General features: G+C 62.8%; 25 protein-coding genes. 17 read left to right on the forward strand and 8 right to left on the reverse strand.

Features of this window, described 5'->3' with window-relative positions:
- The first annotated feature begins 213 nt into the window (after positions 1-213).
- From rfbB to ABM562_RS03775, 7 genes are read left to right on the forward strand one after another with little or no spacing between them, the layout of a single operon-like run.
- Entirely contained in the window at positions 214-1,296 is a 1,083-nt protein-coding gene (gene rfbB, locus ABM562_RS03745; protein ID WP_115084860.1) for a dTDP-glucose 4,6-dehydratase, read from the forward strand.
- Positions 1,293-2,165 carry a glucose-1-phosphate thymidylyltransferase RfbA gene (gene rfbA, locus ABM562_RS03750; RefSeq protein WP_115084859.1) on the forward strand — a complete coding sequence of 291 codons (873 nt, stop codon included), beginning with the start codon at positions 1,293-1,295 and terminating at the stop codon, positions 2,163-2,165. The genes rfbB and rfbA overlap by 4 nt, the downstream gene beginning before the upstream one ends.
- Positions 2,165-2,710, forward strand: a complete 546-nt coding sequence (gene rfbC / locus ABM562_RS03755) for a dTDP-4-dehydrorhamnose 3,5-epimerase (RefSeq protein WP_460420926.1) — start codon at positions 2,165-2,167, stop codon at positions 2,708-2,710. Before rfbA ends, rfbC begins: the two co-directional genes overlap by 1 nt.
- Positions 2,707-3,582, forward strand: a complete 876-nt coding sequence (gene rfbD / locus ABM562_RS03760; RefSeq protein WP_415842465.1) for a dTDP-4-dehydrorhamnose reductase — start codon at positions 2,707-2,709, stop codon at positions 3,580-3,582. Before rfbC ends, rfbD begins: the two co-directional genes overlap by 4 nt.
- A 35-nt stretch (positions 3,583-3,617) precedes the next feature.
- Positions 3,618-5,432: a sensor histidine kinase gene (locus ABM562_RS03765; protein ID WP_115084857.1), complete on the forward strand. Its 1,815-nt coding sequence runs from the start codon at positions 3,618-3,620 to the stop codon at positions 5,430-5,432.
- A complete protein-coding gene (locus ABM562_RS03770) occupies positions 5,429-6,841 on the forward strand; it encodes a sigma-54-dependent transcriptional regulator (RefSeq protein ID WP_115084856.1) in 1,413 nt (470 codons plus the stop codon). The genes ABM562_RS03765 and ABM562_RS03770 overlap by 4 nt, the downstream gene beginning before the upstream one ends.
- On the forward strand, positions 6,838-7,293 hold the full coding sequence (locus tag ABM562_RS03775; RefSeq protein WP_115084855.1) for a YiiD C-terminal domain-containing protein: 456 nt from the start codon (positions 6,838-6,840) through the stop codon (positions 7,291-7,293). The genes ABM562_RS03770 and ABM562_RS03775 overlap by 4 nt, the downstream gene beginning before the upstream one ends.
- Here the strand turns inward: ABM562_RS03775 and cysQ are convergent.
- Together cysQ and nudE are read right to left on the reverse strand one after the other, a co-directional pair.
- A complete protein-coding gene (gene cysQ / locus ABM562_RS03780) occupies positions 7,282-8,109 on the reverse strand; it encodes a 3'(2'),5'-bisphosphate nucleotidase CysQ (RefSeq protein ID WP_346617450.1) in 828 nt (275 codons plus the stop codon). The genes ABM562_RS03775 and cysQ overlap by 12 nt on opposite strands.
- On the reverse strand, positions 8,106-8,672 hold the full coding sequence (gene nudE, locus ABM562_RS03785; RefSeq protein WP_115084853.1) for an ADP compounds hydrolase NudE: 567 nt from the start codon (positions 8,670-8,672) through the stop codon (positions 8,106-8,108). Before nudE ends, cysQ begins: the two co-directional genes overlap by 4 nt.
- A gap of 79 nt (positions 8,673-8,751) precedes the next feature.
- On the opposite strand from nudE, the gene yrfG reads away from it, so the two are divergent.
- Positions 8,752-9,414, forward strand: coding sequence for a GMP/IMP nucleotidase (yrfG, locus tag ABM562_RS03790; RefSeq protein WP_115084852.1), 663 nt, complete (start codon positions 8,752-8,754; stop codon positions 9,412-9,414).
- Here yrfG and lysM read toward each other — a convergent pair whose 3' ends face one another.
- Complete coding sequence (lysM, locus tag ABM562_RS03795; protein WP_115084851.1) at positions 9,415-9,855, reverse strand: peptidoglycan-binding protein LysM; 441 nt, start codon at positions 9,853-9,855, stop codon at positions 9,415-9,417.
- A gap of 84 nt (positions 9,856-9,939) precedes the next feature.
- Here lysM and ABM562_RS03800 point away from each other — a divergent pair, with 84 nt between their 5' ends.
- From ABM562_RS03800 to ABM562_RS03825, 6 genes are all read left to right on the forward strand, one after another.
- Positions 9,940-10,827 (forward strand): LysR family transcriptional regulator, encoded by an 888-nt coding sequence (locus ABM562_RS03800; RefSeq protein WP_134064858.1) that lies wholly within the window; start codon positions 9,940-9,942, stop codon positions 10,825-10,827.
- 95 nt (positions 10,828-10,922) lie between these two features.
- Positions 10,923-11,762, forward strand: a complete 840-nt coding sequence (gene fdhD, locus ABM562_RS03805) for a formate dehydrogenase accessory sulfurtransferase FdhD (protein ID WP_460420930.1) — start codon at positions 10,923-10,925, stop codon at positions 11,760-11,762.
- On the forward strand, positions 11,759-14,095 hold the full coding sequence (locus ABM562_RS03810; protein ID WP_460420931.1) for an FdhF/YdeP family oxidoreductase: 2,337 nt from the start codon (positions 11,759-11,761) through the stop codon (positions 14,093-14,095). Before fdhD ends, ABM562_RS03810 begins: the two co-directional genes overlap by 4 nt.
- A 210-nt stretch (positions 14,096-14,305) precedes the next feature.
- Positions 14,306-14,785, forward strand: coding sequence for a glycine zipper domain-containing protein (locus ABM562_RS03815; protein WP_176470452.1), 480 nt, complete (start codon positions 14,306-14,308; stop codon positions 14,783-14,785).
- A 287-nt stretch (positions 14,786-15,072) separates the two neighbouring features.
- Positions 15,073-15,885 carry a CheR family methyltransferase gene (locus tag ABM562_RS03820; RefSeq protein ID WP_115084847.1) on the forward strand — a complete coding sequence of 271 codons (813 nt, stop codon included), beginning with the start codon at positions 15,073-15,075 and terminating at the stop codon, positions 15,883-15,885.
- Between the two features lie 121 nt (positions 15,886-16,006).
- Positions 16,007-16,663, forward strand: a complete 657-nt coding sequence (locus ABM562_RS03825) for a response regulator (RefSeq protein ID WP_026001197.1) — start codon at positions 16,007-16,009, stop codon at positions 16,661-16,663.
- Between the two features lie 6 nt (positions 16,664-16,669).
- On the opposite strand, the gene ABM562_RS03830 is transcribed toward ABM562_RS03825, so the two are convergent.
- From ABM562_RS03830 to hslO, 3 genes are all read right to left on the reverse strand, one after another.
- Positions 16,670-17,098: an acyl-CoA thioesterase gene (locus ABM562_RS03830; RefSeq protein ID WP_460420934.1), complete on the reverse strand. Its 429-nt coding sequence runs from the start codon at positions 17,096-17,098 to the stop codon at positions 16,670-16,672.
- Positions 17,099-17,264: 166 nt separating this feature from the next.
- Positions 17,265-18,806: a phosphoenolpyruvate carboxykinase gene (locus tag ABM562_RS03835; RefSeq protein WP_115084845.1), complete on the reverse strand. Its 1,542-nt coding sequence runs from the start codon at positions 18,804-18,806 to the stop codon at positions 17,265-17,267.
- Between the two features lie 179 nt (positions 18,807-18,985).
- Positions 18,986-19,888 (reverse strand): Hsp33 family molecular chaperone HslO, encoded by a 903-nt coding sequence (hslO, locus tag ABM562_RS03840; RefSeq protein ID WP_115084844.1) that lies wholly within the window; start codon positions 19,886-19,888, stop codon positions 18,986-18,988.
- Positions 19,889-19,993: 105 nt separating this feature from the next.
- Between hslO and ABM562_RS03845 the strand changes: the two genes are divergently transcribed.
- A complete protein-coding gene (locus ABM562_RS03845) occupies positions 19,994-20,797 on the forward strand; it encodes a phosphatase PAP2 family protein (RefSeq protein WP_134064862.1) in 804 nt (267 codons plus the stop codon).
- On the opposite strand, the gene ABM562_RS03850 is transcribed toward ABM562_RS03845, so the two are convergent.
- Positions 20,794-21,195: an RNA-binding S4 domain-containing protein gene (locus ABM562_RS03850; protein WP_115084842.1), complete on the reverse strand. Its 402-nt coding sequence runs from the start codon at positions 21,193-21,195 to the stop codon at positions 20,794-20,796. The two genes, ABM562_RS03845 and ABM562_RS03850, sit on opposite strands and share 4 nt — an antisense overlap.
- Before the next feature lie 143 nt (positions 21,196-21,338).
- Between ABM562_RS03850 and rimB the strand changes: the two genes are divergently transcribed.
- Positions 21,339-21,821 carry a retropepsin-like aspartic endopeptidase RimB gene (rimB, locus tag ABM562_RS03855; RefSeq protein WP_038998194.1) on the forward strand — a complete coding sequence of 161 codons (483 nt, stop codon included), beginning with the start codon at positions 21,339-21,341 and terminating at the stop codon, positions 21,819-21,821.
- A complete protein-coding gene (gene rimK / locus ABM562_RS03860) occupies positions 21,818-22,723 on the forward strand; it encodes a 30S ribosomal protein S6--L-glutamate ligase (RefSeq protein WP_010221234.1) in 906 nt (301 codons plus the stop codon). Before rimB ends, rimK begins: the two co-directional genes overlap by 4 nt.
- On the opposite strand, the gene ABM562_RS03865 is transcribed toward rimK, so the two are convergent.
- On the reverse strand, positions 22,720-24,033 hold the full coding sequence (locus tag ABM562_RS03865) for an ATP-binding protein (protein WP_115084841.1): 1,314 nt from the start codon (positions 24,031-24,033) through the stop codon (positions 22,720-22,722). The genes rimK and ABM562_RS03865 overlap by 4 nt on opposite strands.
- Between the last annotated feature and the right edge of the window lie 6 nt (positions 24,034-24,039).

Raw genomic sequence — 24,039 nt, forward strand, 5'->3', positions numbered from 1 at the left:
GGGCAGGGAACCTCATTTTTTTTGTTGCTTATATCGCCACTGTGCCTGCCGATAAGCAAGAACAACGGGTAAAATTGCCGACAAGCCGCTTGAAGGGCCAACCAGCCAGGCATAAATGGGCGCTTCGGCGCTTTTCGCTTGCACCTGCCTGCACCCGGCCACAAGCTATACACTTTATGCCCAATGTCAGTTATGGAAGAAAGGCAGTCAGACATGCGAATTCTCATCACCGGCGGAGCCGGATTCATCGGTTCGGCGCTGGTGCGTCACCTGATCAACAATACCGAGCACGAAGTGCTCAACCTGGACAAGCTGACCTATGCCGGTAACCTGGAATCGCTGACCAGCATCGCGACCAATACCCGCTACGAGTTCGTCCAGGCCGACATTGCCGATCAGGCAACTGTCAGCGCTGTACTCGAGCGCTTCAAGCCGCATGCCATCATGCACCTGGCAGCCGAGTCGCATGTCGACCGTTCGATCGACGGCCCTTCCGATTTTATCCACACCAATATTGTCGGTACCTACAGCCTGCTGGAGGCTACTCGCGCCTACTGGCTGACGCTGCCTGCCGACGAGCGTGCAGCGTTTCGTTTCCATCACATTTCTACCGACGAAGTGTATGGCGACCTGCATGGCGTCGATGACCTGTTCACCGAAACTACACCGTATGCCCCAAGCTCACCGTACTCGGCGAGCAAGGCCGCGTCCGACCATCTGGTCCGCGCCTGGCAGCGTACTTATGGCCTGCCGGTACTGATCACCAACTGCTCGAACAACTACGGCCCGTTCCACTTCCCGGAAAAACTCATTCCGCTGGTGATCCTCAATGCCCTGGCAGGCAAGCCGCTGCCGGTGTACGGCAACGGGCTGCAAGTGCGTGACTGGCTGTTTGTCGAAGACCATGCCCGCGCCCTGTTCAAAGTCGTAACCGAAGGCAAGGTCGGCGAGACTTACAACATCGGCGGCCATAACGAGCAGAAGAACATCGACGTCGTACGCGGCATCTGTGCACTGCTCGAAGAGCTGGCGCCACAACGTCCTGCCGGCATTGCCAACTATGCCGACCTGATCACCTACGTGCAGGATCGCCCTGGGCACGACCAGCGTTATGCGATCGATGCCAGCAAGATCGAGCGTGAACTGGGCTGGGTTCCTGAAGAGACCTTCGAGACCGGCCTGCGCAAGACCGTTCAGTGGTACCTGGACAACCTGCAATGGTGCCAGCGGGTACAAGACGGCAGTTATCAAGGCCAGCGCCTGGGCGCCAGCGAATTCAAGGATCTGATTGCATGACCAAAGGTATCGTCCTGGCAGGTGGCTCCGGCACCCGCCTGCACCCTATCACCCTGGGTGTTTCCAAACAGCTGTTGCCGATCTACGACAAACCGATGATCTACTACCCGATCTCGGTACTGATGCTGGCCGGTATTCGCGAAATCCTGCTGATCTCCACACCACAGGATCTGCCGCAATACCAGCAGCTGCTGGGTGATGGCAGCCAGTTCGGTATCGAACTCAGCTATGCCGAACAGCCTTCTCCGGATGGCCTGGCACAGGCCTTCCTGATTGGTGAAGAATTTATTGGCAACGACTCTGTTTGCCTTATCCTTGGCGACAACATTTTCCATGGCCAGGGTTTCACTCCCCAGCTGCGCAAGGCCACCCAGCAGGGTAGCGGCGCTACCGTGTTCGGCTACTGGGTCAAGGATCCGGAGCGCTTCGGCGTTGTCGAGTTCGACGACGAGGGCCGCGCCCTGTCCATCGAGGAAAAGCCGACGCAACCCAAATCCAGTTACGCCGTGACGGGCCTGTATTTCTACGACAACGATGTGGTCAAGATCGCCAAGGCGGTCAAGCCGTCGCCACGCGGTGAGCTGGAAATCACCGACATCAACAATGCCTATCTCAACCGCGGCGACCTCAACGTTCAACTGCTCGGACGTGGTTTCGCCTGGCTCGACACCGGCACCCACGACAGCCTCCTGGAAGCATCGCAGTACGTGCAGACCATTGAGCACCGTCAGGGCCTGAAAGTCGCTTGCCTTGAAGAAATCGCATACCAGCAGGGCTGGATTGATCAAGCGCACCTGCTTGAACGAGGGAAGATGTTCGGCAAGACCGGTTATGGTCAGTACCTGTTCGGTCTCGTAGGAAAACATTAATGAAAGTAACCGCCAGTACGCTGCCTGATGTTCTTGTTATCGAGCCGAAAGTGTTCGGTGACGAACGAGGCTTCTTCTTCGAGAGTTTCAACGAGCGTTCGTTTCAGGAAGCCACGGGCATCAATGCCCATTTCGTTCAGGACAATCATTCCGGCTCGCAGAAAGGTGTACTGCGCGGTTTGCATTATCAGATTGAACACACCCAGGACAAGCTGGTGCGGGTAACTGCCGGCGAAGTGCTGGATGTGGCAGTGGACATCCGCCGCCACTCACCGACTTTCGGTCGCTGGGTAAGTATCAGGCTTTCGGCTCAGAACAATCGCCAACTGTGGATCCCCAAGGGCTTTGCCCATGGGTTTGTGGTATTGAGCGATTTTGCCGAGTTTCTCTACAAGACCACCGACTATTACGTTCCATCTGCCGAACGCTGCATCCGCTGGAACGACCCGGACCTGGCGATCAACTGGCAGCTGGATAACGCCCCCGCGCTTTCTGCCAAGGACCAGGTTGGCAAATTCCTGCATGAGGCGGATCTGTTCCCGTGATCCAGCACCGCCCGCGCATCCTCATCAGCGGCCAGCACGGCCAGGTTTCCCTGGAGCTGCAACAGCGCCTGGGCGATCTGGCCCAGCTGCATGTGCTGGGTCGTGACCAGCTCGACCTCGCCAAGCCGGAAGGCATTCGTGAGCGGGTGCAGTCGCTCAAGCCCGACCTGATCATCAACGCCGCGGCCCATACCGCCGTCGATCAGGCCGAAAGCGAGCCGGAGCTGGCCTTCGCGATCAATGCCCGGGCCCCCGGCGTCTTTGCCGAGGAAGCCGCGAAGCTGGGGATCCCGCTGATCCACTACTCCACCGACTACGTGTTCGACGGCAGCAAGTCCAGCCCCTACACCGAAGACGACGAGCCCAATCCACTCGGCGTCTACGGGCGCAGCAAGCTGGCCGGCGAGCAGGCGATTACTGCAGTGGGTGGCCAGCATCTGATCCTGCGTACCAGTTGGGTGTATTCGCGCCACGGGCGCAACTTTCTGCTGACCATGCAGCGCCTGCTGCAGGAAAAGCCAGAGTTGCGCATCGTTGCCGACCAGATCGGCGCGCCGACCTGGGCCGGTACCATCGCCCAGAGCACCCGTGCCCTGATCGAACGCTGGCAGGCTGGCCAGGCCGGTGCCTGGGGCACCTATCACCTGACCGCCCAGGGTGAAACCTCCTGGTTCGGCTTTGCCCAGGCCATTGCCGAGCAACTCAAGGCCCGGGGCCTGCCTTGTGCCGAGCTGTTGCCAATCTCCTCCAGCGACTACCCGACCCCGGCCCGCCGCCCGTTGAACTCGCGCCTCGATTGCAGTCGCCTGCAACGCCAGTGGCAGGTCAGCCAGCCGCATTGGCAGCAGGCGCTGATCGACTGCCTGAAGTAGCGCATAATGCGCCAGATCATTCTGGCGCAGTTGCGATGAACATAACTCCACCCGTACCCCGCCGCCCTCGCTGGCGCAGCCTGGCCATACTTGCAGTGTGCCTGGCGCCATTGCTGTGGCCACTGCAACACCTCGCCGAGCGCTACTACCAGGACGAGCTGGCCGGGCAGAACCGCCAGACCCTCGATCTCTATGTGGCCAACCTGCTCGGCACCCTGCACCGCTATGAAACCCTGCCGCAGATCCTCGGCGACCTGCCAGCCTTGCGCGCGGTACTGGCCGACCCGCTGCGCCTGGAAACCCTGACCAACGCCAACCGCTTGCTCAAGGACATCGCCACCCAGACCGGCGCCGAAGTCATGTACCTGATGGACGCCAACGGCAACACCCTGGCCGCCTCCAACTGGGATAAACACGACAGTTTCGTTGGCCGCAACTTCGCCTTCCGTCCCTACTTCAGTGAAGCCATCGCCGGGCGCCTGGGGCGCTTCTTCGGCCAGGGCACCACCTCGGCCAAGCGTGGCTACTTCTTTGCCGCTGCCGTGCGTGACCGCGACCGGGTTATTGGCGCGCTGGTGGTCAAGGTCGACCTCGACCATACCGAAACCCTCTGGGGCAAGACCCCCGAGCAACTGTTGCTGACTGACCACAACGGCGTGGTGATCCTCACTTCGCGCCCCGACTGGCGTTTCCGCGCCACCCGGCCCCTGAGCGACGCCGAACGCGAAGCCATCGTCGCCATCCAGCCCTACCCGACCCAGTCGCCCAAGCCGTTGAACCTTGAGCCCAAAGCCTGGCTGACCCAGACCCAGACCATCGAGGAGACCGGCTGGCAGGTCAGCATTCTGGCCCCGCGTACCCTGATCGACCGCTCGGTGCGTACTGTGGTGGCGATCGGTGGCGCTACCTTGCTGGTAGTGATGCTGCTGCTCGGCTTGATCATGCAGCGGCGCCGCCACTACATGGACCGCATCGACTTTGAAGCCCACGGCCGCCAGGAGCTGGAAAAACGCGTGATAGAGCGCACCGCCGACCTTGAAGGCCTCAACAGCCGCCTGAAGAACGAAGTACTGGAACGCGAACAGGCCCAGCAGGAACTGGTGCGCGCCCAGGACGAACTGGTGCAGGCTGGCAAGCTGTCGGTGTTAGGCACCATGTCGGCAAGCATCAGCCACGAGCTCAACCAGCCGCTGGCGGCGATCCGCAGCTATGCCGAGAACGCCGAGATCCTGCTCGATCACCAACGCACCGACGATGCCCGCAGCAACCTCAAGCTGATCAGCGAGCTGACCGGGCGCATGGCGTCGATCATCGCCCACCTGCGCGCCTTCGCCCGCCGCGACCGCCATGCCCCGGAGAGCGTTGCCCTGCAGCCGGCACTGGACGATGCCCTGGCGCTACTGGCCAAGCGCCGGCGGGCGATGGCCGTGGAGCTGGTGCGCGACCTGCCGGAAGCCACTTTGTGGGTCCAGGCCGGTGAAACCCGCCTGCGCCAGGTGCTCGGCAACCTGCTGGCCAACGCCCTCGACGCCCTGACCGAAAAAGCCAACCCACGCAAACTCTGGCTCAGTGCCGAACAGCGTGATGGCAACGTCTACCTGTACATACGCGACAACGGGCCGGGCTTTACCAGCCAGGCCCTGGCCCGCGCCCGCGAGCCGTTCTTCACCACCAAGACGCGCACCCAGGGCCTTGGCCTGGGCCTGGCGATCTGCGATACCTTGATGCGTGCACTGGGCGGCGAGCTGCTGCTGGGCAACCACCCTGAAGGCGGCGCCCTGCTCACCCTGCAGCTGCGCATCGCCAAGCCCGGCGCCACATTACCCACTTCAGAGGACCCATCGGCATGACGACCGAGCCGCTCATCGACAGCCGCACGCAGGTAATCCTGGTCGACGACGACCCGCACCTGCGCCAGGCGCTGAGCCAGACCCTCGACCTCGCCGGCCTGAAAATCCTGCCCCTGAGCGATGCCCAGGGCCTGGCCGGGCGCATCGAGCGAGACTGGCCCGGGGTGGTGGTCAGCGATATCCGCATGCCCGGGATCGACGGTCTTGAGCTGCTGCAGCAGTTGCACGCCCAGGACCCGGAACTGCCGGTGCTGCTGATCACCGGCCATGGTGACGTGCCCCTGGCGGTGCAGGCGATGCGCGCCGGGGCCTATGATTTTCTGGAAAAGCCCTTCGCCAGCGATGCCCTGCTCGACAGTGTGCGCCGTGCCCTGGCCCTGCGTCGCCTGGTGCTGGACAACCGCAGCCTGCGCCTGGCCCTGAGCGATCGCCAGGAGCTGAGCACGCGCCTGGTCGGCCACTCGGCACCGATGCTGCGACTGCGCGAGCAGATCGGCGCATTGGCCGGCACCCGCGCTGACGTGCTGATCCTCGGCGAAACCGGTGCCGGCAAAGAGGTGGTGGCTCGCGCCCTGCACGACCTGTCGAGCCGTCGTGACGGCCCGTTCGTGGCGATCAACGCCGGCGCCCTGGCCGAGTCGGTGGTCGAAAGCGAGCTGTTTGGCCACGAACCCGGCGCATTCACCGGTGCGCAGAAGCGCCGCATCGGCAAGTTCGAATTCGCCAATGGCGGCACACTGTTCCTCGATGAAATCGAAAGCATGAGCCTGGATGTACAGGTCAAGCTGCTGCGCCTGCTGCAGGAGCGGGTGGTCGAGCGCCTGGGCGGCAACCAGCTGATCCCGCTGGATATCCGCATCATCGCCGCGACCAAGGAGGACCTGCGCCAGGCCGCTGACCAGGGGCGCTTTCGCGCCGACCTGTATTACCGCCTGAACGTCGCGCCGTTGCGCATCCCGCCGCTGCGCGAGCGCGGCGAAGACATCCTCGTACTGTTCCAGCACTTCGCCGATGCCGCCAGCGAACGCCATGGCCTGCCGATGCATCCGCTGCAACCGGCGCAACGGGCACTGCTGCTACGCCATGAATGGCCGGGCAACGTACGCGAGCTGCAGAACGCCGCCGAGCGCTTCGCCCTCGGCCTGGAACTGGCCCTGGACGGTGATGTACCGCCCGCAGCCGACGAGGCCGTGGCAAGCATCGGTAGCGGTAACCTCAGCGAACAGGTCGAGCAGTTCGAACGCTCGCTGATCGCCGCCGAACTGGCGCGCTCGCACAGCTCGTTGCGCAGCCTGGCCGAAGCCCTCGGCATCCCGCGCAAAACCCTGCACGACAAGCTGCGCAAACACGGCCTGAGCTTCGCCGACAGCAACCACAACAGCGATGACCTGGAGGACAACCGTTCATGAGCACGGATAGCCACTACCTCGAATCGTTACTGCACAGCGACATCCCGCTGACCCGGCAGATGGGCCTGCAGGTACTCGACTGGCAGCAGCATTGCCTGCGCCTGCAATTACCGCTGGAGGCCAACGTCAACCACAAGAGCACCATGTTCGGCGGCAGCCTGTACTGCGCTGCGGTGCTGGTCGGTTGGGGCTGGTTGCACCTGAGGTTGCGTGAAGCGGGGATTGATGACGGGCATATCGTCATCCAGGAGGGCCAGATCAGCTATCCGTTACCGGTCACCGGCGCGGCCATCGCCACCTGCGCGGCACCGGAAGAGAAAGTCTGGGAGCGTTTCATTGCCACCTATCAACGCCGTGGCCGAGCGCGTCTGAACCTGCACACCCAGGTCAGTAATGCCGGCAGCAGCGAGGCTGCCGTGCAGTTCAGCGGCCAGTACGTGCTACACCGCTAAGGCTTGCTGCAACAGCTTGTCGCGCCATGGCGCGGCAGCCGGCAAGGCCAGGAAAAACGGGTTGAGCAAGGATTCGCGCGGCGGGTAGACGAAGGCCTGGCCATCAAGGCCGAGCACTTCACCGCCGGCGCCTTCCAGCACGCCCTGGGCTGCAGCGGTATCCCACTGCGAAGTGGGTGCCAGGCGCGGGTAACAATCCGCCGCGCCCTCGGCCAGCAGGCAGAACTTCAGCGAGCTACCGATGTTGGCCAGTTCCAGCTCCCCCACTGCCTGGCTCAGCCCGGCCAGCAAGGCTTCCTGTTGCGGGCTGGAATGTCGGCGGCTGGCGACCACAGTAAAGCGCTCACCTGCAGGAGGCGCAGTGCGCACGCTGATGGCCTTGGCCACCCCACCCGCTTCGGCGAGCCATGCACCAAGGCTTTTGCCGCCGAAATAGCAGCGGCCATTGGTGGGAATCGCCACCACGCCAAACACCACCTGACCCTGCTCGACCAGGGCGATGTTGACGGTAAATTCTTCAGTGCCGGCGATAAATTCCTTGGTGCCATCCAGCGGATCGACCAACCACCAGCGCTGCCAGCCTTGCCGTTCGCTCAGGGGGATATCGCAGTCTTCTTCCGATAGCACCGGGATCTCCGGGGCCAGCGCGCGCAAGCCTTCGGCAATCACCTCATGGGCCGCCAGGTCGGCGGCAGTGACCGGCGACTCATCGGCCTTGGCCGTCACCGCCACATCGGCGCGCCAGAACGGCAGGATGGCCTTGCCCGCCTGGCGAGCCAGTTCCACCACCTGCTGCATCAGGGCAATGTTGTTCATAGCGGGAACACCCCACGCTGGCTCAGCAGGTCTCGCACCAGGTACAACGCCGCCAAGGCCCGGCCTTCGGAGAACTGTGGATGCTGGGCCAGGGCCGAAAGCTCGCGCAGGTTGATCTTGTCCACGCGCATCGGCTCCGGTTCGTCGCCTTCCAGGCGCTCCTCGTAGAGGTCGCTGGCCAGTACCACCTGGATCTTCTGGCTCATGTAGCCTGGCGACAGCGACAGCTCGGTCAGGTGCTCCAGCTGACGGGCGCCGAAACCTGCTTCTTCCTTGAGTTCCCGGTCAGCCGCCGCCAGCACGTCTTCACCCGGCTCGATCAGGCCCTTGGGCAGCGACAGTTCATACTCGTCGGTGCCGCCGCAGTATTCTTCAACCAGCACCGCATGCTCGGCATCGAGCATCGCCACGATCATCACCGCGCCATAACCGTTGCCGCGCCCGACCAGGCGTTCGTAGGTGCGCTCGGCGCCGTTGGCAAAGCGCAATTGCACGGCTTCGACGCGGAACAGGCGGCTGCTGGCGACGATCTCGCGAGAGAGGACGGTGGGTTTCTGGCGCATGGGGCGGCTCCTTGGCGTGAACGGGTTACTATACCGTGGCTTGCCCGGCCGCTGCCTCCTGACTGCTCGAGAATTTCATATGCCCGTTTTAGCCTGGTCCACCATCGATACCGTCCTGCTGGACATGGACGGCACCCTGCTCGACCTGCACTTCGACAACCATTTCTGGCTCGAGCAACTGCCACAGCGCTACGCCGATCTGCACGGCATCAGCCGGGCCATGGCCGAGCTCGAGTTGCAGCCGCTGTTCGAGCAGCACGCAGGTTCGCTGAACTGGTACTGCCTGGACTTCTGGAGCCGCGAGCTGAACCTTTCGGTGCGCGAGCTGAAGCTGGAAACCGCCCACCTGATTGCCTTGCGCCCGGATGCCGACACTTTCCTGCAAGCGATCAAACAGGCCGGCAAGCGGGTGATCCTGATCACCAACGCCCATCGCGACTCGCTGTCGTTGAAGCTGGAACGGGTGGAGCTGGCGCCGTATTTCGAGCGCCTGATCAGCTCCCACGACTACGGCTACCCCAAGGAGAACCCGCAGTTCTGGAGCGCCCTGCAGGCCGATATCGGCTTCAGCCCGCAACGCAGCCTGTTTATCGACGACACCCTGTCGATCCTGCGCAGCGCCCGCGACTTCGGCGTGACGCACCTGCTTGCGGTGCGCCAGCCGGACAGCCGCAAAGGGCCACGGGATACCGAAGAATTCGCCGCGGTAGAGGACTACCGGGCGTTGCTCGAAGGGTTGTGATTACTCGGGGATGCGCAGGGTCTGGCCCGGGTAGATCTTGTCCGGGTGGCTGAGCAGCGGCTTGTTGGCTTCGAAAATCTTGTTGTACTGGTTGGCATTGCCGTACACGGCCAGCGAAATGGCGCTGAGGGTGTCGCCCTTCTTCACCACGACAAAACGGGCCGCAGCAACAACCGGACCGGTGACAGTGATCTGATCATCCACCGACGCAACACCGGCAATGTTGCCGACCGCCAGGAGGATCTTCTCTTTCTCTTCCTGGCTGCTGACTTCGCCAGTCAGGATCACCTTGTCGCCTTCGACTGTGGCCTGAACGTTCGGATTACCCAGGCCGACCTTCGCCACATGCTCCTTCAACTGCTCGCTGGCATTGGCATTACCCGGGGTCAACAGGTCGATAAGTTTCTCGCCTGCTTCTTTGACGAAACTGAAAATGCTCATACCGCTCTCCTTGGTGATGAATCTCGGAGCCTGGAGTCTAGGACAGGTTAGAATGCTTCGCCTGCTTTGCGCCGTGGAGCGACGATGGACATCAAACAACTCAAATTCCTCATCGCCCTGGATGAAACCCGCCACTTCGGCCAGGCCGCCGCCCGCTGCCACGTCACCCAGCCGACCCTGTCGATGCGCCTGCGCAACCTGGAGCAGGAGCTGGACCTGGCCTTGGTCAACCGTGGCCAGCGCTTCGAGGGTTTTACCGCCCAGGGCGAACGGGTACTGGCCTGGGCCCGCTCAGTGATCGCCGCCTACGACGGCCTGAATGCCGAAGCGGCCGCCTGCCGTGGTCATCTGGTCGGCACCTTGCGCCTGGGCGTGGTGCCACTGTCGAGCTTCGATCCGCTGCCGCTGCTGCGGCGCATGCACCAGCAGCACCCGGAACTGCGCTTCGAACTCAGCGCCCTGAGCTCCGAGCAGATCCTCGAACAGCTGACCAGCAACCAGCTGGACCTGGGCGTGTCGTACCTCGATCGTCTCGACCATGAACGCTTCCAGTCGCTGCCGCTGGGCGAGACGCGCATGGGGCTTTTATATGATCCAGATCATTTTCGCTTCGAGGCCCAGCCCCTAAGCTGGCAACAGCTGACCGAACTGCCGCTGGGGCTGCTCACCGCCGGCATGCATTTTCGCCAGTCGATCGACCACAATTTCCACAGCCGCGGCCTGACACCGCAGCTGTTGCTGCAGACCGATGCCGTCCATCAGTTGGCCCAGGCCGTCAGCGGCGGGCTGTGCTGTGCCATCATGCCGTTGGCGGCAGGCCTGGAAGTGCTCACCGAACGGCTGCGCCTGCAACCGATCGAACAGGCCTGCACCCTGGCGCCACTGGGCCTGATCATGCGCCGCACGGCGCCACGCTCGGCCCTGGCCGAGGTGTGCCTGGCGGAATATCAAGCGCTGCAAGGCGAGGCTTGATCGACGCCGTCTATCAAAGCATCAGCATTAGCGATTAGACGATACCCGAGCGCAAGCCTAGGCTTAAAGCTGAACAGCCGCCGGTACCTCTGCTGATGAGCACTAAACCCCCGGCCTGTGCGGCGTCCACCCCGCTTGTGACTGCGCCCGCGGCCAGCAACACCTACGACTACTGCCACCTTACCGACGACAGCCAGGCGCACACCGCACTGGCCGAAGAAGTCGCCCTGGCGATCGCCTATAACGGCATCAGCCAGGCGGTGATGCTGGTCAGCCCCACTGACCTGGAAGACTTTATCGTCGGTTTCAGCATCGGCAGCGGCATCATTGCCTCGGCCAACGAGATCTACGACGTCAAGTTCACCAGCAAGGGTTCGGCCGTGCATGCCGACGTCGAGATCACCAACCGCGCCTTCTGGAACCTCAAGACCCAGCGCCGGCAACTGGCCGGTACCAGCGGCTGTGGCCTGTGCGGTGTAGAAGCGGTGGAGCAGGCACTGCCCGACCTTGCCGTGCTGCCGGGCGCGCCTCTGCCGCCAGCGCGCTGGCTTGAAGGCCTGCGCCAGCGCATGGATGCTTTCCAGCCCCTGGGCCAGCATTGCGGCGCGGTGCATGCGGCGCTGTTCATGAACAATCAGGGCGAGATCCTGCTGGGCCGTGAAGATATCGGCCGGCACAACGCCCTCGACAAGTTGATCGGTGCCCTGGTGCGCCAGCACATCAGCCTCGACGGTGGCTTGGCTATCGTTACCAGCCGCTGCAGCCTGGAACTGATCCAGAAGGTTTTGCGCGCCGGCATCCAGACCCTGGTCAGCCTGTCCTCACCCACCGGCCTGGCCCTGCAGTGGGCGCGGCGGCACAACCTCAATCTTATTCACCTGCCCAAACACAGCGCGCCACGGGTGTTCAGCCCCGTGCGGGAGAACAGAACGTGAGCCTGCATCACCAAGCCGATCAGAAGCCCGTGCCTCGCTACAAACCCTACAGCGGTGCCGCTGGCGGCTGGGGCGCGCTGCGCAGCGTGGCCCAGGCCTGGATCGGCAGCGACAACGCCCTGAAGAACATCCGCGCACTGCTCAAGACCAACCAGAACGGCGGTTTCGACTGTCCGGGCTGCGCCTGGGGCGACTCGCCGGAAAGCGGCATGGTCAAGTTCTGCGAGAACGGCGCCAAGGCGGTGAACTGGGAGGCGACCAAGCGCCGGGTGGATGCCGCGTTCTTCGCCCGCCACAGCGTCACATCGCTGCTGGCCCAGAGCGACTACTGGCTCGAATACCAGGGCCGGCTGACCGAGCCGATGGTCTACGACGCCAATACCGACCGCTACAAACCGATCGACTGGGACGGTGCCTTCGCCCTCATCGCCGAGCACCTGCACCAGCTCGAAAGCCCGGACCAGGCCGAGTTCTACACCTCCGGCCGGGCCAGCAATGAAGCGGCGTACCTGTACCAGCTGTTCGTGCGTGCCTATGGCACCAACAACTTTCCGGACTGCTCGAACATGTGCCACGAGGCCAGTGGCGTGGCCCTTGGGCAGAGTGTCGGGGTTGGCAAGGGCACGGTAACTTTCGACGACTTCGAGCATGCCGACGCGATCTTCGTCTGGGGCCAGAACCCCGGCACCAACCATCCGCGCATGCTCGAGCCGCTGCGTGAAGCGGTCAAGCGCGGCGCCCAGGTGGTATGCGTCAACCCGCTCAAGGAGCGCGGCCTGGAACGTTTCCAGCACCCGCAGCACCCGCTGGAGATGCTCACCAACGGCGACCGCCCGACCAACACCGCCTACTTCCGCCCGGCCCTGGGTGGCGACATGGCGGTACTGCGCGGCATGGCCAAGTTCCTCTTGCAGTGGGAGCGTGAAGCCCAGGCCAGCAATGCCCCGGCGATCTTCGATCATGACTTCCTCAACCAGCATACCCAGGACGTACTGGCTTACCTGGCAGCCGTCGATGCCACCTCATGGGAGCAGATCACCGCGCAATCAGGCCTGACCCTGGCCGAGATCGAGCACGCCGCACGCATGTACTGCAAGGCGAAAAAGGTCATCATGTGCTGGGCCATGGGTATCACCCAGCATCGCCATTCGGTCGCGACCATCCAGGAAATCGCCAACCTGATGCTGCTGCGCGGCAACCTCGGCGTCCCCGGCGCCGGCCTGTGCCCGGTGCGTGGCCACAGCAACGTGCAGGGCGACCGCACCATGGGCATCAACGAGCGGCCACCGGTGGCCCTGCTCGACGCCCTGGAGCGCCGCTTCGGCTTCAAGGTGCCACGGCACAATGGCCACAACACGGTCGAGGCGATCCGTGCCATGGCCGACGGCCAGGCCAAGGTGTTCATCGCCCTGGGTGGTAATTTCGCCCAGGCCACGCCGGACACCGAACGCACCGCCCAGGCCCTGCGCAACTGCGAGCTGACCGTGCAGATCAGTACCAAGCTCAACCGCAGCCACCTGCTGCATGGCAAGCAGGCGCTGATTCTGCCGTGCCTGGGGCGCACCGATATCGACCTGCAGGGCGAAGGCCCGCAGGCAGTGACGGTGGAAGATTCGTTCAGCATGGTCCACGCCTCCAATGGCCAGCTGCAACCGCTGTCACGGCAAATGCGCTCGGAGCCTGCGGTAATCGCCGGGATTGCCAATGCCACCCTCGGCGCCAAGCCGGTGGACTGGAACTGGCTGATCGCCGACTACGCGCGGATCCGCGACCTGATCGACCAGACCATCCCCGGCTTTGACAAATTCAACCAGCGTCTGGAGCATCCAGGCGGCTTCTACCTGGGCAATAGCGCCGGCCAACGTCAATGGAAAACCGCCAGCGGCCGGGCCAACTTCAAGGCCAATGCCCTGCCGGACGACCTGCTGCACGAGCGCGTGCGCGCCAGCGGCCAGGTGCCGGACCTGATCATGCAGTCGATGCGCTCCCACGATCAGTACAACACCACCATCTACGGCCTGGATGATCGCTACCGTGGGGTCAAGGGCCAGCGCAACGTGCTGTTCGCCAATGAAGCCGACATCCTCCGCCTGGGTTTCCACCCCGGTGACAAGGCCGATATCGTCTCGTTGTGGAGTGATGGCCGCGAACGGCGGGTCAAGGGCTTCACCCTGCTGGCCTTTGATATCCCGGCCGGCCAGGCGGCCGCCTACTACCCGGAAGTGAACCCGCTGGTGCCACTGGAAAGCGTTGGCGACGGCAGCCACACGCCAACTTCGAAGTTCGTTGCGATCCAGCTGCAACCTGCCAGCGACAACGCCCGGATCCTCTGACAGAATCGGCGGCAGACAGGCACAAAAAAGGCCCTGACATCACTGTCGGGGCCTCGTTCCAAGTAAACTCAGACAAGCGAAAAACGATAAAGTTTCACAGTGAAAACAGTAACTTAGAAAATTGTGTACAACTCGTGTTACTCGTCGGATTTCGTTTGCCAGCCCCCCTCTCCAGCCTCAGGATCGCCTCGTCATCCCTATGAGGCTTTCTTGATGAAGTACTCCTCGATTCTGTTGTTGTCTCTCGGCCTGCTCAGCGGCGTTGCCTCGGCAGGTGGCACCACCGAAGCCGGTATTGGCGGCGCATTGGGTGGGGTACTCGGCTCAGTGGTCGGTCAATCCATCGGCGGCAGCACTGGCGGTGCAATCGGTGCCGGCCTGGGCGGCGCGGCCGGCAGTGCGGTTGGTGCCGACAAGCGCCAGCGTGGTGAAGCCGCAATCGGTGGTGCCCTGGGCGCAGCCGGCGGTAACGTGGTCGGCCGCAGCATGGGCGGTACCACTGGCAGCTACATCGGTGCGGCCGCAGGTGGTGGCGCCGGTGGCGCACTGGGTAACTACATGGGCAACAAGGCCGATGAAGACGACCGCGATGACCGCCGCTACCGCCGCGGCTACGACGACCGTCGTTATTACGACCGTGGCCACCACTACGGCCACCGCAAGCACAAAAAGCACTGGCGTCATCGCTAAGCCCTTTCGGGCTTAAGCCAAACTCCTAGACCCTGCCCTCACGGGCAGGGATCGCTACAATACCCCGCGCGTTACCGATCAAGCCCTGCAGGCCAATCCTCCGGCCACTCCAGGCAGGTTCTACATTCCCTCCTCCTTGCTACTCACCCGCGACCTAGGGGCAACCCCGATTCTGGCGAATATAGCCAGTAGCTATCATCGGCCGTTCCCAATCAGCCAATGGACGCAGGGAATGCGCATCTATCACGCAAAGACGGCCCGATTGCCCATTGCACGAGGGGAGTGAGATGCCTGCCAGCAGCCGCCCTCCGTTGCTGAGCGAAGCCCAGTTCCTGCGCTTTCGCACCCTGGTCAGCCAGCGCACTGGCGTGTTCCTCGCCGCCGACCGCCGGGCCGCCGTGGCTGCGCGCCTGGGAAAGCGCCTGCGGCATCTGCAACTGAGCGCCTTCGAGCAGTACCTGCAGTTGATCGAACAGCCTGATCAGCAGCAGGAACAGCAGCGGGTGCTAGACCTGTTGATCGCCCGCGACAGCTACTTCTTCCGCGAACATCGCCATTTCGAATTCCTCGCCCAGTGGCTGCGCGACATACCGCGGCCGCTAAGGCTCTGGAGCGCGGCCTGCGCCTCTGGCGAAGAAGCCTACAGCTTGGCCATGGTGGCCAGCGAACACGCCGCAAACGATGACTGGAGCGTTCTGGCCAGCGACGTCAGCCCCAACCTGCTACAGCAGGCAGCCGAAGGCATCTACGAGGTTACCCAGGCCCGTTATTTTCCTGAAGGCTGGTTGCAACGTTACTGCCTGTGTGGCGTCGGCGAGATGGCCGGGCGCATGCGCATGGCGGCGTCCTTGCGGGAGCGCTTGACGTTTCGCCAGATCAACCTGATCCAGCCTCTGGCTGGTGACCTGGGGCTGTTCGATGTGATTTTTCTGCGCAATCTGCTGGCCTATTTCAGTCAGGATGAGAAGCAGCGCGTGGTTCATCGCCTGCTGGCCTGCCTGCGCCCGGGCGGCCTGCTGCTGATCGGGCATAGCGAGAGCATCCATGGGCTTGACCTGCCCTTGCGGCCGATCCTGCCCTCGGTGTTCGAACGCCTATGATGGCCTGCGCTGCCGGGACCTGCGGCAGGCCCCCGATACTGATCGCGCCACCACGCGGCAGCGCTCATCCGGACCGAGCAAACCTGCCGCCCCTCTTCTTTTGCGAAACAGGCTCGAACCCATGCTTTGCCGAATACTACTTGCCGATGACTCGCCGCTCTTTCGAGCGGGCCTGCGAGCGCTGCTCGAACAAAAAAAACAATACGCCGTAGTCGGTGACGCAGGCGATGGCATGACCGCTGTCGCCCTGGCCGAGAAACTCAAGCCCGACATCATCCTGCTGGACATGACCGCCGACACCCTCGACAGCGAGCAGATTCTGCGCGAGCTGTTCCTGCGCGTGCCGTCCAGCCACGTGCTGATGCTTTCGTCGCGCTCGGAGCTGGACTTCGTCATGCGCTGCCTGCAATTGGGTGCCCATGGTTTCCTGCTCAAGAGCGCCACCGTACTGGAGCTGGAGCAGGCCTTGCAGGCCCTGAAGAACGGCGGCCAGTACCTGTCCTCAGCGGTGCTGCCGATGGTCATTGGCCAGGCGGTGAAACACAGCCGCAAGCGCCCCAGCGGCAGCACCACGATGCAGCTCACCGCACGCCAGCTGGAAATCCTGCGGCTGATCGCCCGCGGTGAATCGACCCGCTCGATTGCCGACGGCCTCGGCCTGAGCGTGAAGACCATCGAGGCGCATCGCTCGCAAATCATGCACCGCCTGCAGATTCACGACGTACCGGGCCTGGTGCTGTTCGCCGTACGCGAAGGGATCATCCGCCTCAACGATTGAGTGGCCTCAGCCTTGCAAGCGCTCCAGCGCCGCCAGCAGCATGGCCGGTAACTGCGCCGGCCGGCCTGAGCTGCGCTCGACGAACACCTGTACCACTTTGCCGGCCGCGCAGGGTTGCCCGTCCTCGACCCGAAACAACGCCAACTGGTACTCCACCGAACTGCCTGCCAGGCGCGCCACCCGCAGGCCGACCTCAAGGGTGTCGGGGAAGGCCGGCAAGGCGAAGAAGTCCGCCGCCGAGCTGACCACGAAGCCGGCGACCTCGCCTTCCTGCAGGTCCAGCCCGGCCTGTTGCAGCAGGTACGCCTGGATCGCCGTGTCGAAGTAGGCGTAAACCGTGGCACCGGCTATATGGCCATTGAGGTCGCTGTCCTGCCAGCGGCTGAGGATCGGGTGCAGGTGGGGATAGGCTTGGCGCTGAGGGAGTTCGGACATGGTGGGCCTGAGTATTGGATGGCTCATAACTGTAGGAGCGGGCTTGCCCCGCGATCAAGCACCAATTGATCATCATTCGGGCAAGCCCCCTCCCACAAGAGATTCGTTGGACCGGAAAGCAAAAAACCGCCCATGAGGGCGGTTTTTTGTTTACGCGGGCTTCAGCTTACAGCTGTGGGCCAGCAGCCTTGATGGCGTCGGAAACTTCGAACTTCTTGAAGTTTTCGATGAACAGGCCAGCCAGGGCTTTTGCAGCTTCATCGTAAGCAGCCTTGTCAGCCCAGGTGTTGCGTGGGTTGAGCAGGTTGGTTTCAACGCCCGGCACGGCCAGCGGCACGTCGACGTTGATGATGTCCAGGTGTTCGGTTTCGGTGCCGATCAGGGCGCCGCTCTGGATCGCTGCGATCACCGCGCGGGTGGTCGGAATGTTGAAGCGCTTGCCAACGCCGTAGCCACCGCCGGTCCAGCCGGTGTTGACCAGGTAGACCTTGGAGCCGAAGCCGCGGATACGCTTGATCAGCAGTTCAGCGTACTCGCCAGCCGGACGCGGGAAGAACGGTGCGCCGAAGCAGGTGGAGAAGGTCGACTTGATGCCGCTGCCCGAACCCATTTCGGTCGAGCCCACCAGTGCGGTGTAGCCGGACAGGAAGTGATAGGCCGCTTGTTCTTCGTTGAGGATCGACACTGGCGGCAGCACGCCGGTCAGGTCGCAGGTCAGGAAGATGACCGCGTTAGGCTCGCCACCGAGGTTTTTCTCGGAACGCTTGGCAACGTGCTCCAGCGGGTAGGCGGCGCGGCTGTTCTGAGTCAGGCTGACATCGGCGTAGTCGGCGTGCTTGGCGTCGTCGATGACGACGTTCTCCAGTACCGCGCCGTGCTTGATGGCTTTCCAGATGACCGGCTCGTTCTTCTCGGACAGGTCGATGCACTTGGCGTAGCAGCCGCCTTCGATGTTGAAGACAACGCCTTCGCCCCAACCGTGCTCGTCGTCGCCGATCAGGTAACGGCTTTCGTCAGCCGACAGGGTGGTCTTGCCGGTACCCGACAGACCGAAGAACAGGGTCACGTCGCCCTCTTCGCCGATGTTGGCGGCGCAGTGCATTGGCAGCACGTCGGCAGCCGGCAGCAGGAAGTTCTGCACCGAGAACATGGCTTTCTTCATTTCACCGGCGTAACGCATACCGGCGATCAGCACTTTCTTCTGGGCGAAGTTGAGGATCACGCAACCATCGGAGTTGGTGCCGTCACGCTCAGGCACGCACTCGAAGTTGGCAACGTTGAGTACTTGCCACTCATCACGGCCAGCAGGGTTGTACTGCTGCGGGTTGATGAACAGGCAACGGCCGAACAGGTTCTGCCAGGCGGTCTGGGTGGTCATCTTGACCGGCAGGTAGTGATCGGCGGCTGCACCTACGTGAACGTAGGAAACGAAGTGTTCCTGGGCGTTGTTGAACGCCTCGACGCGGTCCCACAGGGCATCGAACTTGTCGGCCGGGAACTTGCGGTTGATCGGGCCCCAGGCGATGGCGTCCTGAGTGGACGGCTCTTCGACGATGAAACGATCCACTGGCGAACGACCGGTGCGGTGACCGGTTTTCACGACCAGCGCGCCAGTGTCGGCCAGCTCGCCTTCACCGCGGTTCAGCGCTTCTTTGACCAGCTCATCGACGCTCAGGTCGGTGTAGACGGTGTTGTTGGCTTGCGTCATGAGATTCCCCATCCGGCCTGCGGCCGAGTGCTCCAAACGTTTTGTAGTAGATCTTTCCAAACTACTACAGCGAAAAAAGTGGCCGGATTATGCCAGAAACGCCCAAAAAAAGTAGGGCCCTCCTGTCAGAACGGCGTGTTTCCGGCGTTAGACAGGAGATTTACCTGTGATGAAACGTTTTAGTGACGAGTATCTGACGGCGTGTCTACACCGCCACCGGCGAACAATTGCTCGATATCGGCGGCATCGAATTGATAGCGCTGATTGCAGAACTGGCAATCGACTTCGATCTTGCCGCCATGCTCGTTAATCAGCTCCAGCGCGTCATGTTTGCCAAGGCTGACCAATGCATTACCGGAGCGCTCACGCGAGCAGCTGCAGCGGAAATGCAGCGGCTGGACATCGAACAGGCGCACGGCATCCTCGTGATACAGGCGATGCAGCACGGTTTCGTTGTCCAGACCCAGCAGTTCCTCGGCTTTCACCGTATTGGCCAGCGCTTTCACATGGTTCCAGCTTTCCTCACGCTCCTCGATGTCCTTCTGGCGATCAGCAGGCAGCTGCTGCACCAGCAGGCCACGGGCTCGAATACCGTCGGCGGCCAGCGAGATGCAGGTGTTGATCTGCTGGGACATGACGAAATAGTTGGTGAAACACTCCGACAGGTCTTTGCCGTCCAGCTCCACCGTGCCCTGGTAGCGCTGACCGTTGACCGGAATGATGGTCAGGACCAGATGCCCGCCAGGCATCAGGTCGGCAAGGGTTGCATCATCCTCGATCTGCTCGGCCGCATAGCGTGCCAGGCCGCGAATTTCGTGCTCGCTGGTGCACTCGATGGCCAGCAGGGGCACCGGCCCGCTCGACTGTGCCTGAAGGATCAGCAGACCATCGAACTTCAGCGTACCCACCAGCAGCGCGGCAGCCGCCATCAGCTCGCCGAGCAGTTGGGCGACAGGCTGCGGGTAAGGATGCTTGGCCAGCACTTCGGCGTAGCTGCGCTCCAGCCCGACCATTTCACCGCGCACATCGCGGTCGTCGAAGATGAAGCGTTGTGTGTAGTCGGTATCTGGCAAATCGGACATGGGTTCTGGCTTTCTGAATGATGACAAAATAATTTCAAGGGCCTATAAAGCCCGACCTAGAGCACCAGAATGGTGCACTCGTGGTTCGCAGCAAAGAGGTAGTTTATGGACAATTCTTCACTGTTCCAAGCAAGGTGGGCTTGGGGTCCTTTGATTCTCTGCACGGTTTTGCCCGTTGCCCTACTGTGTTTCTGGTTATGGCCCTTTGGCCAGATCCTCTGCCTGACTTTCGACGAATGGCTGTTTCACCTGCTCAATCGGCCACTTGCCGACAATAGCACCTGGCGTTACATCTGGACCGTTGGCAGCCTGCGTCCGTTCGATATCGTCGTCGGCCTGATCCTGCTCAGCCTGCTGGTCCGCGGCGACTGGGTGTTCAAGGCGGGCCAGGTGCGCCAGGCCTTCTTTGGTTTCTTCGCCACCCTGGTCTTGCTGCTGGTGATCCGCGCGTTGTTCTCGAAATGGATGAACGCCATGGGCTGGCAGCACAACAGCCCGTCGATGGTGTTCAGCGACGCCATCCACCTGAGCGACTTCTACCCGCATCTGGAAGCCAGATGGGAGCTCAAGGACCGCTCCAGCCAGAGCTTCCCCGGTGACCATGCCTCGGTGCTGCTGATCTGGGCGATGTTCATGAGCCTGTTCAGCCGCAAGCTGCTGCAGCAAATACTGGTCTGGGCCCTGGCGCTGCTGTTCATGTTGCCACGCCTGGTAGCCGGCGCGCACTGGGGCCAGGACGACTACATCGGCGGCGTGCTGATGGCAGTGCTGGCCCTGGGCTGGAGCTGCTATACCCCATTTGCCGCCAAAGCCAGCGCCACCCTGATGCGCCTGAGCGCGCCATTGTTCGAGTGGCTGGTGCGGCTGCCGCTGCTCGGGCGCCTGCACGTGATCAACCCGCGCGCTTAACCTGCGCTGTCATGCAACTGATGCAGCTGGCGCCGCTGTTTCTTGGTGGGCCGGCCATCAGTGCTGACACCCAGAGCGCCGGCCTTGCGCAGGGCAGCGGCTTGTTCGCGGCGAGCAATGCTCTGCTCGGTCTCTTCATACAGCGCCTGAGCCTCCGGCGCGCCACGACGCACCACCGACAACGCCTTGACCACTACCGTACGCTCGTCAAAGCCGGTGCGCAGCACGAACTCATCGCCCATCCGCGGCTCTTTGCCCGGCTTGCACCGTTCGCCCCGGCAATGCACCTTGCCGCTTTCAATGGCCGCCTTGGCCAGCGCCCGGGTCTTGTAGAAACGCGCTGCCCATAGCCATTTGTCCAGGCGGACCTTGTCATCCTCTTCCTGCTTTTGTGCCATGACATTTCCCCACTTATTTTCGTAAAGGGAACTGTACTACCGTATCTGGCGGATGCAAAAAACACGCGGCGTGCTTACAGTTCACCGACCTGTCGCTCACATCCGTTTTGGTGCCTGACGACTTATTACGCTGGTTGAGCATTTTGAAGACATTTGACCATTTGACCGTGATCGGCCTGCGCGAGTGGGTGGCCCTGCCGGACCTCGGCCTGGCCGGCCTGCGGGCCAAGATCGACACCGGCGCCAGCACCTCGAGCCTGCACGCCACCGAAGTCGAACCCTTCGAGCGCGATGGCGAGCAGTGGGTGCGTTTCAACGCCCACCTGGGCTCGGTGGTACAACTGCGCCACCGGCGCTGCGAAGCGCCGCTGGTGACGATGAAGACCATCAAGAGCTCCAACGGCCAGGCCCAGACCCGCTACGTGATCCGCACGCCGTTGGCGCTGGGTGACCGGGTGTGGGAAGTGGAATTCACCCTGGCTTGCCGCAAGGCCATGCGCTATCGCCTGTTGCTCGGTTCCAAAGCCCTGATCCATGGCCAGTTGGTGGTCAATCCGGGGCTCAAGTACGTTCAGGACAAGCCGGCATTCCCGGCCACTATCACTCCCTCCACAGGTGTTGCATGAAGATCGCCGTGCTGTCGCGAAACCCGCGTCTGTATTCCACTCGTCGCCTGGTCGAAGCCGGTACCGAACGAGGCCATGAGGTGGTTGTGATCGACACCCTGCGCGCCTATATGAACATCGCCAGCCACAAGCCGCAGATTCACTACCGCGGCAAGCCGCTGGAAAACTTCGACGCGGTGATCCCACGGATCGGCGCTTCGGTGACCTTCTACGGCTGCGCAGTGCTGCGCCAGTTCGAAATGATGGGGGTGTTCCCGCTCAACGAATCGGTGGCCATTGCCCGCTCGCGGGACAAGCTGCGTTCGCTGCAGCTATTGTCGCGTCGGGGGATCGGACTGCCGGTCACTGGCTTTGCCCACTCGCCGGACGATATCCCCGACCTGATCCAGATGGTCAACGGCGCCCCGCTGGTGATCAAGGTACTCGAAGGCACCCAGGGCATCGGCGTCGTGCTGTGCGAAACCACCAAGGCCGCCGAGTCGGTGATCGAAGCCTTCATGGGGCTGAAGCAGAACATCATGGTCCAGGAATACATCAAGGAAGCCGGAGGCGCCGACATCCGCTGCTTCGTGGTCGGTGACAAGGTCATCGCCTCGATGAAGCGCCAGGCCAAGCCTGGTGAGTTTCGCTCCAACCTGCACCGCGGCGGCAGCGCCAGCCTGATCAAGATCACCCCGGAAGAGCGCATGACCGCCATCCGCGCGGCCAAGGTCATGGGCCTGAGCGTGGCCGGGGTGGATATCCTGCGTTCCAATCACGGTCCGCTGGTGATGGAGGTGAACTCCTCACCAGGCCTGGAAGGCATTGAAGTCACCACCGGCAAGAACGTTGCCGGGATGATCATCGAACACCTGGAGAAGAATGGCGGGCCGAACCTGACCCGCACCAAAGGCAAAGGCTAGACCGCGTCGCGGGGCAGCATCAGCCCTAACGGCAACCGCACCCGCGCCTCCAGGCCGCCGCCTGAACGGTTGCGCAACTGCACGTTGCCGCCGTGCTGGGCGGCGATCCGCTTGACGATCGCCAGGCCCAGCCCGGTGCCCTTGCCGCTGCGGGCACGGTCACCGCGAATGAACGGGTTGAAGATACCCTCCAGCTCGCCCGGGTCGATCCCGGCACCACGGTCCAGCACGCTCAGCACCACGTAAGGCGCACCACTCTCACCCGATACATAGGCCGCCACTTCCACACCCTTGCCGGCGTGATACAGGGCGTTGCCGATCAGGTTGTTGAGCAGGCGCTTTAGCGACACCCGGCGCAGCGGGAACGGCGGGATCGGCTCCAGGCACAGGCGTACCTGTTCTTCCGGCTGGTTGAACGGCGCCACCACTTCACGCACCAGCTCACTGAAATCGACCTCTTCGACCGGCTCGTCGCGGCCATCGCGAATGAACGCCAGGAACTGGTCGAGAATTGCGTCCATGTCTTCGATATCGCGGACCATGTCGTCGGTCAGGTCGCTTTCGTTGGCCAGCAACGACAACGACAGACGCAAGCGCGTCAGCGGTGTGCGCAGGTCATGGGAAACCCCGGCCAGCATCAACTCGCGCTCGCGGCCGGCCTGTTCGACATCCTCGGCCATCTGGTTGAACGCGCGGTATACCTCGGTCATTTCGCTCGGCGTGTCGCTGATCGGCAGCCGTACGCTGCGCCCCTGGCCCAGCTGCCGGGCAGCGAACACCAGGCGCTTGAGCGGCTGGTTGAGCTGGCGCACGAAGATCCACGCCGACGCGGTGGACAACAAGCCGATGGCCAGGAACCAGCCCAACACGCTCCAGATCTTCTGCCCACGCAGCGGGTGCGGATACAGCGGCACCTTCAGCCAGCCATCGCCCAGGCTCGGAGCCCGTACCCACAAGGCCGGTGGTGCATGCACGCGCAGGCGAACTTCGGTATCGGCGCCCAGCTCGGCCTGCATCTGGCGCTGGTAGATCTCGCTGTACGGCCAGTGCTGTTCACCCTCGGGAACGCCGGAGCCAACCACGCGAATCAGCCCCGCCGCCTCGGCGATCTTGTCGCGGTCAGACTCGTCGGCAGCCCAGTAGGCGCGCAGGGTCAAGGCCACGCCGTGGCTGTACTGCCGATCAACCAGCACGTCCTCGTTCATCAGCAGGTACACCAGGGTCAGGGCCTTGGAGAACAGCACGACGATCAGCACCAGCCAGAGGGTGCGGGCGAAGAAGCTTTGCGGGAACCACAGGGGCGTTTTCATCGACAA

This window comes from Pseudomonas sp. ZL2, assembly GCF_054788455.1.